Source organism: Acinetobacter thutiue, assembly GCF_030385805.1.
GTDB classification, from domain to species: domain Bacteria; phylum Pseudomonadota; class Gammaproteobacteria; order Pseudomonadales; family Moraxellaceae; genus Acinetobacter; species Acinetobacter corruptisaponis.
The window spans coordinates 20,056-35,653 of record NZ_JAUDZE010000001.1; the positions used below are offsets into that span (position 1 = coordinate 20,056).

Here is a 15,598-nt window from a genome sequence, read left to right on the forward strand (position 1 = left end):
GAGTTGCTTAGTCAGCGCGTAACAAGTCATTCAAGCTGGTTTTTGCACGTGTTTTTGCATCCACTTTCTTCACGATAATCGCGGCATAAAGGCTGTAGGTACCACACTTAGATGGCAGACTGCCCGCAACAACCACAGAACCTGCTGGTACTCGGCCATAATGGATCTCGCCAGTTTCACGGTCATAAATCTTGGTGGACTGACCAATGAAAACGCCCATTGAAATCACAGAACCTTCACCAACAATCACGCCTTCAACGATTTCAGAACGGGCACCGATGAAGCAGTTGTCTTCAATGATGGTTGGATTCGCCTGTAATGGTTCTAACACACCACCAATACCCACACCACCTGACAGGTGAACATTCTTACCGATCTGTGCACATGAACCTACAGTAGCCCATGTATCCACCATTGTACCCTCATCCACATACGCACCAATGTTGACATAAGATGGCATCAACACCACATTTTTTGCCTGGAAGCTGCCACGACGAGCAACCGCAGGTGGTACAACACGCACGCCAGCCGCTTTAAACTGCTCTTCAGTCCAACCTGAGTATTTGGTTGCCACCTTGTCATAGAACTGTAGGTCACATGCTTCGATTGGCTGGTTGTCATTCAGTTTGAATGAAAGTAAAACGGCTTTTTTTAACCATTGGTGAACAACCCACTCACCATCGATTTTTTCAGCAACACGAAGTGTGCCATTGTCCAAACCTGCCAATGCTTCTTCTACAGCCTGACGAATTTCAGTAGGGCAGTCCGCTGCGCTATAGTTGGCACGGTCTTCAAATGCTTGCTCAATGATCGTAGAAAGCTGAGACATGATCTTCCTTCTTCCAAAAAAATTTTGAAGATTTTACACTAATTTGCTACAAGAATCTTTGAAAAAAATAGTTACAATAATTTGTTTTTAAAATATGAAATAAAACGGTAATGAAAGCGGATTTAGTTGTTTTTTATTCATTATTTGGGAATACACAATTATCCTGAATTTGTATCAAAAAATAACAAAAAGTAATCAGTTTCTGTATAAAAAGATATGAATCATTATTTTAATATAAAACCACGGTAACAATTATATTTAAATAAAAGCGTTTTTTTGAGGAGACTTCAATGAAAGCTGTACGTATTCTTTTAAGTGCTGGTATTTTAACTGCAATCGCTGGAACAACTTTTGCGGCTGATGAGCGTATTGTGACAGATGAGGGTGTAGCAACTTTCTCTTTCTTGAAACCAGCATCTGTTCGTGCTGAAGTTGGTACAACAGGTTATGGTGGAGCAATTTCCTACAATGCCAATCCACATGTGGGTGTAACACTGGGTTATAACGGTGGTGATATCTCATGGTCAGATGATCTCAAGATTAATGGTTCAAAGTATGACCTTGATATGGATAACAACAACGTTTATTTAAACGCTGAGATTCGTCCTTGGGCAAATTGGTTCTATGTTGCAACTGGTGTATCTTACCTTGACAATGATTATGGTTTGGAGCGTCGTGCGGGACAAAATGCTTCATTTAAGGTTGATGGCGCACGTTTCGCAAACCCTCTAGGCACTACTCAAATTAACGGTACGATGAAATACAAAAATGATATCGTACCTTATGTAGGTGTCGGCTTCTCTCCTGCAATTACTAACCGTTGGGGTGTATTTGGAGAGTTGGGAGCTTATTATACAGGTAACCCAACTGTTAGTTTAAATGCTGACGCAGCCTCATTGGCATTAGTTGGTGATGATGGACGTACATTAGGTCAGGCAATTCGCGCTGAAGAACGCAAAATTGAGAACAAAGGTACTTATGAATGGTTGCCTGCTGCTAAACTTGGTGTAAGTTTCCGTTTCTAATACTTTAGTTGTTATAAAAAAACGAGCGTAATGCTCGTTTTTTTATGTCCGTTTTATTGCAATATTCAAGTATATCCAAGCTTTTCCATCTTTGAAAAAGCTACCACTTATCTATTGTTGAGCTGTGATTATAAAAAGCTCTTGATTGTGCTATTCATTTTGTTTAATGATCAAAACAACAGCATCATGAAATAAAGGAGAACAATTCCAGAAAGTTTATAAAATAAAAATGAATCAGGATGAAATTCAATATAATACGATAAGGATAAGATAATATGCAGCCATCCAACGGAACAGCCACAACTTCATTATGGTCAAAAGTTGCAGTCATCACCGATTTATTTGCTTTTCCACTGAGAACCTCTCATTACCTTGAGTTGGTGAATCCACTCTGGTCAACCCATAAATTACAGGCAAGGATTGAGCGTGTATGGGATGAGACCAAAGATGCCCGTACCATTACCTTAAAACCTGGTCTAAATTGGCGTGGTCACCGTGCTGGTCAGCATGTTCGGGTCGGTATTCCTGTTGAGGGAATGCACTATACCCGAACCTATACCATATCTTCCTCACCTGAACGGGAAGAGCAGGATGGATGTTTTACCATTACGGTAAAAGCTATTGCGGATGGAAGGATCTCACGCCATATCGTGCGTAATTTAAAGGTTGGAGATTATTTGCCGATTGGTTTGCCACAGGGAGATTTTTATCTGCCCGATGCGCAACCTGTAAAACCTCTATTTATTACCGCAGGCAGTGGCATTACTCCAGCCAGAAGTATGATCACCAGTTTGATTGCACGGGAGCGTTTGCCTGATAGTGTACATATTCATTATGCCCCACATGAGTTTGACATGATTTTTGGGCAGGAATTACGGCAGTTGGCGCAACAATATCCACGTTACACCTTACACGAAGTGCATACCCATGCATTGGGGGATGAACAGGAAAAACGCCGTCAATGCTATTTTAATGAAGAGCAACTGTCCCGACTTTGCCCTGACTGGCGTGAGCGGGAAGTCTATGCCTGTGGTCCACCAGCCTTGCTGGATGCGGTTGAACAGTTGCTTGAACAGGCTGGGCGTTCCCGCTATGCGCATACTGAACGCTTCCGTGCCGCATTTGCAGAAGTACCTAAAGATGCGGTGGGTGGTCTGGTGCGTTTTGCCCAAAGTGATATTGCGGTACAGGCCGATCATCAGACTCCATTATTACGTGTTGCCGAAGATGCAGGCATGAATCCACCGCATGGCTGTCGAATGGGTATTTGCCATACTTGTAATACTACGCTGGTTTCAGGTTGTGTGCGTGATTTGCGTACAGGCAAGATTATTAATGAAGCAGGCAGCATTGTACAAACCTGTGTTTGTGCAGCGGCTGGCGATTGTGAACTGAATCAATAGGAGCGGATGATATGACACATAAACTTCCTGTAAATCTTACTGATGCCCAGATTGAAGAGTTCGGTCGTGAAATGGATGCCATTTATAACGAAGTCATGGACAGTCGGGGAGAGAAAGACCGTGCCTATATTCTCAAGGTGATTCGTACCCAACGCACTATGGCGGTGATTGGACGGATCATTATTTATGCAGGCCTGTTTTTTATTCCAGCGTGGGGGCATGCCCTAGCGTCATGGGGAATCGCATTAGGCATTATGGCAATTGGTACATTTATGCTGGGGTGTGCCAAAATTCTGGAAAATATGGAAATTGGCCATAATGTGATGCATGCCCAGTGGGACTGGATGAAAGACCCCGAAATTCAGTCCAATACTTGGGAATGGGATAACATGAGCCCGTCTGATCGTTGGATGAACTCGCATAATGTGGTACATCATACCTGGACCAATGTATTGGAAAAAGATTTGGATGTGGGGTATGGCATTTTGCGGGTGACACCGATGCAGCCGTGGAAACCCTCTTTTTTATTGCAACCCCTTTGGTTTATTTTGTTGATGCTGCTGTTTGAGGAGGGTGTAGCCCTGCATGAACAGGTCATTGATGACACACTGAAAGGCAAGAAAACATGGAAAGAAACACTTCCGATGTTTCGGCACATTGGCCGTAAAGTTCGTGGGCAGGTGATTAAAGATTATCTGATGTGGCCTCTGGCAGCCATGCTGGTCAGTATCCCAATTTCTTTTTATGTGCCTGCCTCACCGTTCTTGGTGTTTGGGCTGGTGGCTGGTGCAAATGCGATTGCCAATATCATTCGTAATGTCTGGGCCTTTGTGATTATTTTCTGTGGACATTTTCCAGCAGGGGTTCATACCTTTACCCTGGAGCAGGTTGAGGGAGAAACACGAGCAAGATGGTATTTACGTCAAATGCTCGGTTCAGCCAACATTGAGGGCGGTAAACTGTTCCATATTATGTCGGGAAATTTAAGCCATCAGATTGAGCATCATATTTTCCCTGATATGTGTAGCAACCGTTATCCAGAAGTGTCGCCCCGTGTTGAGGCATTGGCTGCACGCTATGGGATTCCCTATAACAGAGGTTCCCTGACACGGCAGTTTGGCACAACATGGTGGAATAACATTCGTTTGGCGTTTCCTAATTCATGAATAAAACCATAATCTTGTAATTTAAAAGCCTATTCAGTGTAAGTTGAATAGGCTTTTGATTATTCATCAGGATAGGCAACTTTTTTAAGCGCCCTGATATCGGTTTCAGGTGAGCATAAGGAAATAAACTCATAACCATAACCACGAAGCAAATGTCCTTTGCGTACAGCAATCCATGTGGTATTAGCACCAAAAATATCGGTTTTGATCTGTTGTAGACGATAATCCCGCTCAGCATCATAGGCGACATCATTGACAATCCCTACGCCCATATTCAGTTCAACATAGGTCTTGATGACATCGGCATCAAGTGCAGACATCACAATGTCAGCATGCAGTTGCGCATCTTCAAAGGCCTTGTCAATCTTGGAACGGCCTGTAAAACCACCATGATAGGTAATCAACGGATATTCCGCCAAGACTTCAAGGCTAATTTTGTCCAATTTGGCTAATGGGTGATCTTTAGGCGTAATGATGCTGTGATGCCATTCATAATAAGGCACGCTTGCAAGATTTTCCTCTGTGGTTAATGATTCCGTTGCGATGCCAATATCCGCCTCGCCCTGAAGTAGCATTTCTGCAATTTCTACTGGACTGGCCTGTTGTAAGACCAAGTGAACCTTTGGAAATAATTTCTTGAATTGATTCACAATCGGTGGAAGTACATAACGTGCCTGAGTATGGGTGGTGGCAATGGTCAGTGTTCCTTCATCCACCTTGTTAAAGTCATCGGCAAGACGCTTGATATTGTCTGCATCGACCAGCATCCGTTCAACAATACTCAACAATGACTGGCCTGGTTCAGTCAGCCCCAGCAAACGTTTACCTTTACGGACAAAAAGTTGTACGCCGAGTTCATCTTCAAGATCTTTAATGTGTTTACTGACACCTGACTGGGAGGTATAAAGTGCCGCAGACGCTTCGGTTAAATTAAAGTTTTGACGAACAGTTTCCCGAATAATTCTGAGTTGTTGAAAGTTCATAAATATTTTTCCACATAAGAGGTGGGGAACAACTAAAGTTCAGTAAGGAAGTTTAGTGTTCCTCCATATATTATTTTAAGCCACTTGCGTTGTTTGGTCTGCAAATAAATGAAGTTGAGTCGCACTAATCCAAACGGTTTGATTTGGCTTGAATTGATGTAAATTCGCTTCTTCTACACTTAATAAAATTTCGATGTTACGTCCACTGCGATCTTGTAATTCAGCAATGACTTTACCTGCAATCCAGACTTCACGTAGGAACGTTGCCTCAATGGTATTTGGTTGGGGTTGTGCATGAATATGCAGTTCATTTGGTCGTGCAAAGGCGATCACTTTTCCTTGCGGTGCATCAATAGCAGTCGGTAACTGAATACGGTCATCACCGAGGCGAATGATACCGCCTGTATGCTCACCCTCAAAGCGGTTTGCCTGACCCAGGAAATCAAACACGAATGGTGTGGCTGGTTTTTCATATACTTCACGTGGTGAACCGATTTGCTCAACATCACCTTTGTTCATCACAATGATTTGATCAGCAACTTCCAGCGCCTCTTCCTGATCATGGGTGACAAAGATTGAGGTGATATGCAGCTCATCATGTAGGGTACGCAACCAGCGACGAAGTTCCTTACGCACTTTGGCATCCAGTGCGCCAAACGGTTCATCCAGTAACAAGACACGTGGTTCAACTGCCAAGGCACGAGCCAAAGCAATACGTTGACGTTGACCACCAGAAAGCTGGGCAGGATAACGGTCTGCCAGAAAACCCAATTGCACCAAGTCCAATAAGCGAGTCACACGTTTTTTAATTTCAGCTTCTGTTGGACGGGTGGCACGTGGGCGAACACGTAGGCCAAAGGCAATATTGTCAAATACAGTCATGTGGCGGAACAGGGCATAGTGCTGGAATACAAAGCCGACCTGACGCTCACGTACATGAATGTTGGTGGCATCTTCACCTTCAAGTAAGACCTGACCGCCATCCGCAGATTCAAGTCCTGCAATGATACGTAACAGTGTGGTTTTTCCGCAGCCAGATGGACCAAGCAACGCAACCAACTCACCCTCAGGAAAGTCCAGAGAGATGTTTTTTAGCGCATGGAATGCACCAAAGTGTTTTTCAATATTTTTAACTTGAATACTCATGTGTTCATTCCTTATGTATTTGGCTGGTGTTCATTGGCTTGGTCTTGACGGATTTCTAACCATGTTTTCAAAATCAGGGTAATGATCGCTAAAAATGCCAGTAATGAAGACACAGCAAATGCAGCACTAAAGGTATATTCGTTATAAAGAATCTCAACATGTAGCGGTAAGGTATTGGTCTGACCACGAATATGTCCTGACACCACCGATACCGCACCAAACTCACCCATTGCACGGGCATTACATAGAATCACACCGTAAATCAGACCCCATTTAATATTTGGCAGGGTTACTTTCCAAAAGGTTTGCCAACCTGAAGCACCCAAAACAATCGCAGCTTCTTCTTCCTCTGTACCTTGAGCTTCCATCAGTGGGATTAACTCGCGGGCAACAAAAGGAACGGTAATAAAAATGGTCGCCAATACAATCGCAGGAACTGCATACAGAATCTTGATGTCATGATCCATTAACCAGCCACCAATCCAGCCTTGTGTACCAAAAATCAGCACCAGCATTAAACCTGCAATGACAGGGGAAACCGAAAACGGCATATCAATAATGGTGGTGAGGATGGCCTTGCCACGGAACTGGAATTTAGCCACCGCCCATGCCGCGGCAACCCCGAATACCACATTGATTGGAACGGCAATCGCAGCGGTTAATAAAGTCAGCTTCACCGCAGACAGGGTATCTGAATCGGTCAAGGCATTGATATACACTTCAATCCCTTGTTTAAATGCTTCTACAAACACCAGAATCAGCGGCAAAATTAGGCAGCTTAGGAAGAAAATCATTGCCACTGTGATCAGCGTATAACGTACCCAGGTCGGTTCACGGGTTGCATCGCGGGCCTGCAACTTGAGTGCCAAGGCATTGCTATTGTTATTTAAGCTCATTGTGCAACTCTCCCTGTGCGACGGCTTGCCCATGCCTGTAATAAGTTAATTAAAAATAGGATCGCAAAGGAGAGAACCAGCATCACCACGGCAATGGTGGTTGCACCTGCATAATCATATTCTTCCAGACGGGAAATAATCATCAATGGTGCAATCTCGGTCTTATACGGCATATTTCCTGCGATGAAAATAACTGAACCATACTCACCAACACCACGGGCAAATGCCAGTGCAAAACCTGTCAGTAATGCAGGGAATAAAATCGGCAGAATCACTTTGCTAATGGTTTGCCAGCGATTTGCGCCCAGTGCAGAAGCCGCTTCTTCCAGTTCCGTTTCAATGTCACTGAGTACGGGTTGTACGGTACGCACCACAAAAGGCAGGCCAATAAAGATCAAGGCAAGGGTAATACCTAGCGGGGTATAGGCCACATGAATGCCTAAAGGTTCAAGATATTGTCCAATCCAGCCATTTTTTGCATACAGTGAGGTGAGGGCAATGCCTGCAACCGCAGTCGGTAATGCAAAAGGAAGATCAACCAGTGCGTCGACAATTCTTTTGCCTGGAAAGCTATAACGTACCAAGCACCATGCCAGTAATAAGCCAAAAATCACATTGACTGTGGCGGCAATCAAGGCCGCACTAAAGCTCAGTTGTAGAGACTTCAAGATTCGTTCAGAAGTTAAGATTTCCCATAATCCGTCCCATCCAATCCCAAAGGATTTGATAAACACAGCAGATAAAGGAATAAGCACAATGAAAGACACGTAAGCGAGGGTAAAGCCTAAAGAGAGACCAAACCCAGGCAGCACTCGGGAACGCTGCGACATGATATTTCCTCAAGATGAGAGATGCTTGCTAAAGGCCAGTAAGCAAATAAATAACGCGAAAACCAAAAGTATGAAGAGCTGAGCTTAGGCAAATTTCAGGTTAAAATTTGCCTGACTCATTCGGTTTACAGGCTGCATCTTTTTTTCGGGCAGCATGTAATTGAGGATTTCAGGAAAAGGACCAAACCCAGATGCCACATTGATATGGCCAACCTGGCCTAAATTGATTGGGGCAAGTTTCCATGCCTGTGCAAGCTGTAACGCATCGACATAACCCAGCCACGGATCATTTTCACTAATCAATAAAGTGGTTGGCACATCAATGCTGAGTTGATGAAAATATTGCTTGTAGTCCGTCAGGCTATGACGGGCAAAGCCACTTTCACCAAAACGGGCAGGGTTGGCAGGTGCCACCAGAATCAGGTTTTTTACTTTTGCCCTGAGTTCAGGATGTTCGGCAAGTGCCGCAACACTGGTCAGGCAACCAAAGCTGTGTGCAACGATTTGCACAGGCGATTTAATTGCTGCAACTGTTTTGACAAACTGGGCAACCCATTCATTTAATACTGGTCGGTCCCAGTATTTTTGCTGCACACGAGAACTAGACACGAGTTGCTGTTGTAACCACGACTGCCAATGTTGTGCTTCACTGCCACCAACACCAGGAACAATGACTGTATGAACCATGTCTATTCTCCTTTAAATTTTCTTAACCTCTCCCTAGCCCTCTCCTAATAAGAGAGGGAATATCACGAATATGAGTAAGTCTTTGTATTCGTGGGAAGTTTCCCTCCTTTTAGGAGGGATGAGGAACGATTATAGTTCCGCAAGAGGGAGGGATTCTATTTGCCTGTACTATTGGTCTTAACGATCTGGTCAAAAATACCGCCGTTGTCAAAGTGGGTTTTTTGTACCTTGGTCCAGCCACCAAACTCTTTATCAATGGTGACAAGTTTGAGCGGCTTAAATACATTGCTGTATTTCTTCAATGTGTCTGCATTACGCGGACGGTAGAAGTTACGCGCTGCAATTTCCTGACCTGCTGGTGAATAGAGATAGTTCAGGTAACCACGGGCAATTTGCAGGTTGCCTTTCTTCTCGGCATTTTTCTCAACCACTGCCACAGGTGGCTCAGCAAGAATTGAAAGAGATGGAGTCACAATCTCAAACTTGCCTGGCTGCTCACGTACGGCAAGGAACGCTTCATTTTCCCAAGCCAACAACACGTCACCGATTCCACGTTCAGCAAAGGTCGTGGTTGAACCACGGGCGCCTGAGTCAAGCACCTTGGTTTGTTTATAAATCTGGCGTACGAATTCCTGTGCCTTGGCATCATTACCACCTTTCTGGTGTTTTGCCCAAGCCCACGCTGCTAAATAGTTCCAGCGCGCACCACCTGAAGTTTTAGGGTTTGGGGTAATGATTTCTACACCTGGCTTAACCAGATCACCCCAGTCCTTAATCTGTTTTGGGTTGTCTTTACGCACAAGGAAAACGATGGTTGAGGTATAAGGTGTTGAGTTGTTTGGCAGTTTCTTCTGCCAGTCTGCTGGAAGCAGTTTTGCATTTTCGGCAATTTCATCAATATCCGCTGCAAGAGCAAGTGTCACCACGTCGGCATTTAAGCCATCAATCACGGCACGAGCCTGTTTGCCTGAACCACCATGAGATTGTTTGAAGTCAATGTCCTGACCAGTACGCTGTTTCCAGAAAGCCCCGAATTGTTTGTTGAAATCGGTATAAAGCTCACGAGTTGGGTCGTAGGAAACATTTAAAAACTCTTGTGCCGCGAAAGAAGACACTGAGAGTAATGCGGCAATGACACCAACTTTTAACTGAGATAAACGCATGAAAAACCCCTTGAAACTAAATCTTGATTTGGAATATGGATGCAGCATAACGCTAGTTTTTTTGCAAAAAAAATAATTAAAAAAGAATTTGATATGAAAAAAATGCAATTGCATAAAATAGATAAGCTATGCTGAATTATTGATAAATAATAAATTTTTATTCCAATCCTTAAATTGTTATAATTATTTAAAATCAAAGAGTTATTTGTTGTTAATCATGCGGGATATTTGGATTGAAAGGTGTTTGAATCATGCAGTGCTATAAAAATGGACAATTCATTGATTCCATCCCTTTACTTGATCGGGCATTTCACTATGGAGATGGATGCTTTACCACAGCACGTATTTTTCAAGGAAATTTTGAACTAAAAGAATTGCACTTTGCACGTTTAAAACGGGCTTGCCAGAGCCTGAGTCTGGATGCTGATTTATCTCAAATTGAAAAATCAATGGAGCAGTTGCAACAACAGCATTCAAGCTTAAATGGCACCTTAAAGATCGTGATTAGTCGTGGAGAGGGAAACCGTGGCTATAGCTTGCCTTTACATCCCGCCGATATTTACCTTTGGTATTATCCAGCCACATTGCAGGCTTTCCAGCCTGAATGGATTGCCAGTGGAATGCTAAATCGGGCCTTGGGCCTGACCATGCCGAATCTGGTGGGCTTAAAAACCCTGAACCGTTTGGAACAGGTGCTATTGAAACAGGAAGCAGACCAGCAGGGTTGGCTTGAGGCATTGGTCAGTGATGTACAGGGCTATATCGTTGAAGGCGTGAGCAGTAATTGTTTTATTCGTATAAATGGACGGTGGATTACGCCAGAACTTCGCTATAATGGCGTCCACGGTGTCATGCGGGCAACCATCCTGTCGCGGATGCAGCAATCACAGATTGAATGTGAGCAACGTTATATTGGAATAGATGAGCTTGGGCAGATTCAAAGCCTGTTTTTCTGTAATGCCTTGCACCCGATGAAAGCGGTTGTTCGATTTCATGATCGGGCTTTAGAGCAACAACCCTGCCTTGATTTATTTAAAACTTTAAAACTGAACCAGATTGATTAATATGCCAAAGCCGCCAAATTCAAGCAAAAGCAAGAAAAAATCGAAAGCCAAGCCGAAATCCAGATTTCCAGTCAAGGCCGTTTTGGGCGCAATCGTTATCTTGATTGTCATCCTGTTGAGCATTGTGGGGACAAGCCTGTTTAAAAACTATCCTGTTGAGGGCAAGAAACAGCTTTTGGTCATTTCTTCGGGCGATACCTATTCCAGATTTATTGACCGTCTTGCAAAAGAAAATAAGGTGAATTTTCCGATAATATTAAAGCTGTACCAGAAGTTCATGATTCATGACAGCATGAAAGCGGGTGTGTATGAAGTTACTCATGGCATGAGTGTTCGTCAGGTGCTGGATATGTTGTCAAATGCTGAAAATGCACAGATGAACCGTATTCTGGTGATTGAGGGAACAACGTTTAAGCAACTGGTTCAGAATCTTAAAAAAGACCCAAATGTCAGCAAAACCATTCTGGATTTGCCACGGGATCAATTACTCAAGGAACTGGACATTCCATATGCACATCCAGAAGGTTTGTTTGCGCCTGATACCTATTTCTTTGCCAAAGGTGAAACGGACAAGAAAATCCTGACCGATTTATACCGCCGTCAAATGAAATCACTGGATGAGGCATGGGCAAATAAAGCGGTGAATCTCCCTTACAAAGATAAGTATGAAGCATTGATCATGGCTTCGATTATTGAAAAGGAAACCAGTCTGGACAGTGAGTTGCAACAGGTTTCAGGTGTGTTTGTGCGTCGCCTGCAAATCGGAATGCGTCTGCAAACAGACCCAACCGTGATTTATGGTATGGGGGAGAGTTATCAGGGCAATATCACACGTAATGACTTACGTACCCCAACAGCTTATAACACCTATACCATTAATGGGTTGCCGCCAACACCGATTGCCTTGCCAAGTAAAAAGGCGATTGAAGCCGCCATGCATCCAGATGACTCAAAAAATGTTTATTTTGTTGCCACAGGTAATGGTGGGCATAAATTTACAGCATCGTTGGAAGAGCATAACCGTGCGGTGCAGGAATATTTAACTGTGTTACGTTCAAAGAAAAATCAGGGTGAATGATGTTTATTAGTTTTGAAGGGACGGAAGGTGTAGGGAAAACCACGCTGATTCGTAAAATTCATCAGTACTTTGAACAGCAGGGTAAACAGGTGGTGCTCACCCGTGAACCAGGGGGAACACCATTGGCGGAACAGATTCGTTCGTTGCTGTTGGCGGTGAATCATGAAGAACAAATGAGCCATGATACTGAGTTGCTACTGATCTATGCGGCACGGGCGCAACATTTACAGCAGGTGATTATTCCAGCTTTGGAGGCTGGCAAGATTGTGTTAAGTGACCGTTTTACTGATGCCAGTTTTGCCTATCAATGTGCTGGGCGTGGCTTAAGTCAGGAAAAGTTGCAGCTACTTAACCAGACTTTCGTTTCCCATATGCCGAATATTACTTTTTGGCTGGATGCACCGATTGAACTGGGTATGACACGTGCCAGAGAGCGTGGGGCACTGGATCGTTTTGAACAGGAAAAGCTGAGCTTCTTTACCAAGGTGCGGGCAGGATATGAATCCTTGTGGCAGGCTGAACCTGAACGGATTAAGCGACTGGATGCCACACAGAATCCTGAACAGGTGTTTAAGGATGCGATTGGTTATTTTAACTAAACTTTAAAATCGCAATGGTTCCTTTTTCTGGTTTGGATTTAAAGATGAGTGACCAGCCAAAATGGTCACAGATTTTTAAAATCAATGGAATGCCAATTCCCGCACTTTGATTGTTGCCCATTCTGGCACGTGAGGTATAAAAGGCACTCAGTGCCTCAGCCGACATGCCATGCCCCGAATCTTCAATCATGATCTGCGCGTCATGTTGATATATTTTGATTGTGCCATCATCACAGTTTTCTATGGCGTTTCTCAGTAGGTTACTCACTACTACCCGAATCAATTGTGGGGGTACGTTAATTCTAAATGGCTGGTTGACCAGATTTAATATCTCCACATTTTTTCCTTTATACAGGGAAATATGATGTTCAATCATCACTGGAATTTCATGGTACAAATCCACCTCTTCAGCATAACGGTTTAAACGTTGCTGATCACGTGCCAGAAATAACAAACACGCAATCAGCTCCTCCATATCTTGTGTGATCCGTGCGATTCGGTCCAGATGTGGCAGCACAGTGGCAGGGATGGATTGATGGTGTTGCAACACCTCAATTGCACCCAAGATTACGGAAACAGGGGTGCGAAGCTCATGGCTCACTGTGGAAAAAAATACCTTTTCCTTTTCTAGATAATGCTGTGACCTTTCAACATAATTCTGAATGGCATCAGATAAAACATAGGACTCATAATATTTTATTTTTGAATGGTCAATTTGAATCTGGTCCTGAATCGGAGTGAGTCTGGACAGATCATTGGCCAAACTCAGTAATGGGTTAATCAATTTACCAAGCTGGTTATAGGCAATATAGGTAATCAGTATGATTGAGAAAACCATCAATACAAAGGCGAAGAATACGACATAGAATTCCTGCTTCTCAATCTCGGTAATGTCCAGCGCAAGAATCTGTTTTTTATCATTCTTTTCAGTCACACGAATCACATAAACCCGATCCTGATATTCCACCTCATCATGGATACCAACCTCAAAATCGCTAAATTCCGCAGGAATACGGTCATTCTGGTTTTCGTCATACCATTTGAGGTTGTTGTTTGATGAATCCTGATTGTTCTCTGCACGAATCTTGTTCAGGTTAAAGTTTTCAAAATCAATGCCCAGAATATTTTGCCAAACCAGTTTTTCAATATGCTCATTAACCAGAAAGCCATGCAGACCCACTGCAAAGCTAAGCAATAGGGTATAACCCACTAAACCAATGACAATATTTTTTCTAAGGTTGGGTAATCTGATCATGCGATTTGATAACCCACTTTGGGAATGGTCCTTAACAGCTTGGTTTTATATTCCGCATCTATTCTTTTTCTTAATTCATAAATATGGGTGCGCAATAGGTCTTTTTCAGGTCGGTCATCGCCCCATAAAACATATTCAAGCTTATCCCTGGAGACAACTTTGGGGCTTTCCTGCATCAGGACAGCCAATAGCTTTTTATCACTTGCATGCAGATGAATGGCGGTATTGTTTCGTGAGACTTCATCGGTATATAGGTTATAGCTAAGGTCCGCCACCTGTAGGATTTTTTTCTGTCGGCTATAAAGTTTATGCAGTGCCAGGATACGGGCTTCCAGCTCTTCAATTGAAAAAGGCTTGGTCAGATAATCATCTGCACCCAGGTTAAAGCAGGAAAGTTTGTCTTCCAGTTCTGTTTTTGCCGTCAGCATGATAATCGGTGTTTCAATTCTGTCCTGACGCAGTTTTTCCAGCAACTCTATACCCTGCATTTTCGGCAGCATCCAGTCAATCACCAGCACATCATACTGGTGAATATGGCACAGTTGGTAGGCTGTTTCTGCATCATAGGCCGCATCTAAAACATAGTCCTTGGGTTCCAGATAAGCAAAAATATTGCTGAGCAGGTCAATATGGTCTTCGACAATCAGGATTCTCATGTTGTGTTTATCATCCTTATATGCAGATTGGGTTATGCATTGCTATGAAAATCATTTAAAGCTCTGCCCATTTTCGCATCAGGTTGTGATAAAGGCTGGTGAGTTTAATGACTTCTTCATGATGGTCTCCCAACTGTATTCTCAGGTTTTGTATGGTCTGGTCCAGATTAAACAGGATATGGCGTTCGGCATCATCCCGAATCATGCTTTGCACCCAGAAAAATGAGGCGATTCGGCAGCCCTGTGTAACAGCCGTCACCTCATGCAGACTGGTGGATGGATAAAGAATCATATCCCCAGCGGGCAGCCTGATTTCATGGTAGCCATAGGTGTCTTCCACAACCAGTTCACCGCCCTCATATTCATCTGGTTCGCTAAGAAAAACGGTGCAGGACAGGTCAGTTCTCAGTCGGTCCTTGGTTCCACGAATGCGTCTGATCGAGTTATCGACATGAAAACCAAAATGCTCATTATGCTCGTAACGGTTAAACAGGGGAGGAATGATATCCAGCGGAATGGCGGCAGATAAAAACAGGGGATGCTGGCCTAAAGACTCTAAAATAATATTGCTCAAATGATGGGTCAGTGGATGGTCTTCGGGAAGCTGCTGGTTTTGTTTCACACTTGCAGATAAGGTGCCAGCGGTGACCTTGCCATTGACCCATTCAATTTTATTCATTTCATCTCGGAAGTACCGCACTTGTTCCTTGCTTAATACTTGAGGAATATGATGAATCACAACAACCACCTTATTTATGTGTAATGCCAATAAACAGAAAAGAGATAGCCTTAGTTTTAAAGCTATCTCAAAAGACTTT

Annotated in this window: 16 protein-coding genes; 6 read left to right on the top strand and 10 right to left on the bottom strand. The window is 43.5% G+C overall.

The features are described 5' to 3' along the window. Positions 1-7: 7 nt before the first annotated feature. Positions 8-829 (bottom strand): 2,3,4,5-tetrahydropyridine-2,6-dicarboxylate N-succinyltransferase, encoded by an 822-nt coding sequence (gene dapD / locus QTA56_RS00125; protein WP_267978946.1) that lies wholly within the window; start codon positions 827-829, stop codon positions 8-10. Between the two features lie 290 nt (positions 830-1,119). Here dapD and carO point away from each other — a divergent pair, with 290 nt between their 5' ends. The 3 genes from carO (at position 1,120) to QTA56_RS00140 (ending at position 4,423) form a co-directional block, all read left to right on the top strand. Continuing rightward, positions 1,120-1,854 carry an ornithine uptake porin CarO gene (carO, locus tag QTA56_RS00130; RefSeq protein ID WP_267978947.1) on the top strand — a complete coding sequence of 245 codons (735 nt, stop codon included), beginning with the start codon at positions 1,120-1,122 and terminating at the stop codon, positions 1,852-1,854. Between the two features lie 275 nt (positions 1,855-2,129). After that, a complete protein-coding gene (locus QTA56_RS00135) occupies positions 2,130-3,257 on the top strand; it encodes a ferredoxin reductase (RefSeq protein WP_267978948.1) in 1,128 nt (375 codons plus the stop codon). Positions 3,258-3,268: 11 nt separating this feature from the next. Further along, positions 3,269-4,423 (top strand): fatty acid desaturase family protein, encoded by a 1,155-nt coding sequence (locus tag QTA56_RS00140; protein WP_267978949.1) that lies wholly within the window; start codon positions 3,269-3,271, stop codon positions 4,421-4,423. Between the two features lie 59 nt (positions 4,424-4,482). Here the strand turns inward: QTA56_RS00140 and QTA56_RS00145 are convergent, their stop codons facing one another. From QTA56_RS00145 to QTA56_RS00170, 6 genes are all read right to left on the bottom strand, one after another. Beyond that, a complete protein-coding gene (locus QTA56_RS00145) occupies positions 4,483-5,406 on the bottom strand; it encodes a CysB family HTH-type transcriptional regulator (protein WP_267978950.1) in 924 nt (307 codons plus the stop codon). A 75-nt stretch (positions 5,407-5,481) separates the two neighbouring features. Then, positions 5,482-6,552, bottom strand: coding sequence for a sulfate/molybdate ABC transporter ATP-binding protein (locus QTA56_RS00150; protein ID WP_267978951.1), 1,071 nt, complete (start codon positions 6,550-6,552; stop codon positions 5,482-5,484). A gap of 11 nt (positions 6,553-6,563) precedes the next feature. Beyond that, entirely contained in the window at positions 6,564-7,448 is an 885-nt protein-coding gene (cysW, locus tag QTA56_RS00155; protein ID WP_262450360.1) for a sulfate ABC transporter permease subunit CysW, read from the bottom strand. Next, a complete protein-coding gene (cysT, locus tag QTA56_RS00160) occupies positions 7,445-8,278 on the bottom strand; it encodes a sulfate ABC transporter permease subunit CysT (RefSeq protein WP_004676888.1) in 834 nt (277 codons plus the stop codon). The genes cysW and cysT overlap by 4 nt, the downstream gene beginning before the upstream one ends. Before the next feature lie 84 nt (positions 8,279-8,362). Then, positions 8,363-8,965 carry an RBBP9/YdeN family alpha/beta hydrolase gene (locus tag QTA56_RS00165; protein ID WP_267978952.1) on the bottom strand — a complete coding sequence of 201 codons (603 nt, stop codon included), beginning with the start codon at positions 8,963-8,965 and terminating at the stop codon, positions 8,363-8,365. A 155-nt stretch (positions 8,966-9,120) separates the two neighbouring features. After that, a complete protein-coding gene (locus tag QTA56_RS00170; RefSeq protein WP_267978953.1) occupies positions 9,121-10,128 on the bottom strand; it encodes a sulfate ABC transporter substrate-binding protein in 1,008 nt (335 codons plus the stop codon). A 251-nt stretch (positions 10,129-10,379) separates the two neighbouring features. Here QTA56_RS00170 and pabC point away from each other — a divergent pair, with 251 nt between their 5' ends. Genes pabC through tmk form a run of 3 tightly spaced genes read left to right on the top strand, consistent with a single transcriptional unit; the run spans position 10,380 to position 12,869 of the window. Further along, positions 10,380-11,192, top strand: a complete 813-nt coding sequence (pabC, locus tag QTA56_RS00175; protein ID WP_267978954.1) for an aminodeoxychorismate lyase — start codon at positions 10,380-10,382, stop codon at positions 11,190-11,192. A 1-nt stretch (position 11,193) separates the two neighbouring features. Beyond that, entirely contained in the window at positions 11,194-12,270 is a 1,077-nt protein-coding gene (gene mltG / locus QTA56_RS00180; protein WP_267978955.1) for an endolytic transglycosylase MltG, read from the top strand. Further along, complete coding sequence (gene tmk / locus QTA56_RS00185; RefSeq protein ID WP_267978956.1) at positions 12,270-12,869, top strand: dTMP kinase; 600 nt, start codon at positions 12,270-12,272, stop codon at positions 12,867-12,869. The genes mltG and tmk overlap by 1 nt, the downstream gene beginning before the upstream one ends. On the opposite strand, the gene QTA56_RS00190 is transcribed toward tmk, so the two are convergent. Genes QTA56_RS00190 through QTA56_RS00200 form a run of 3 tightly spaced genes read right to left on the bottom strand, consistent with a single transcriptional unit; the run spans position 12,862 to position 15,519 of the window. Further along, a complete protein-coding gene (locus QTA56_RS00190; protein WP_267978957.1) occupies positions 12,862-14,124 on the bottom strand; it encodes a sensor histidine kinase in 1,263 nt (420 codons plus the stop codon). The genes tmk and QTA56_RS00190 overlap by 8 nt on opposite strands. Beyond that, a complete protein-coding gene (locus tag QTA56_RS00195) occupies positions 14,121-14,780 on the bottom strand; it encodes a response regulator transcription factor (RefSeq protein ID WP_267978958.1) in 660 nt (219 codons plus the stop codon). The genes QTA56_RS00190 and QTA56_RS00195 overlap by 4 nt, the downstream gene beginning before the upstream one ends. A gap of 55 nt (positions 14,781-14,835) precedes the next feature. Beyond that, on the bottom strand, positions 14,836-15,519 hold the full coding sequence (locus tag QTA56_RS00200) for a Fe2+-dependent dioxygenase (RefSeq protein ID WP_267978959.1): 684 nt from the start codon (positions 15,517-15,519) through the stop codon (positions 14,836-14,838). Positions 15,520-15,598 lie beyond the last annotated feature (79 nt).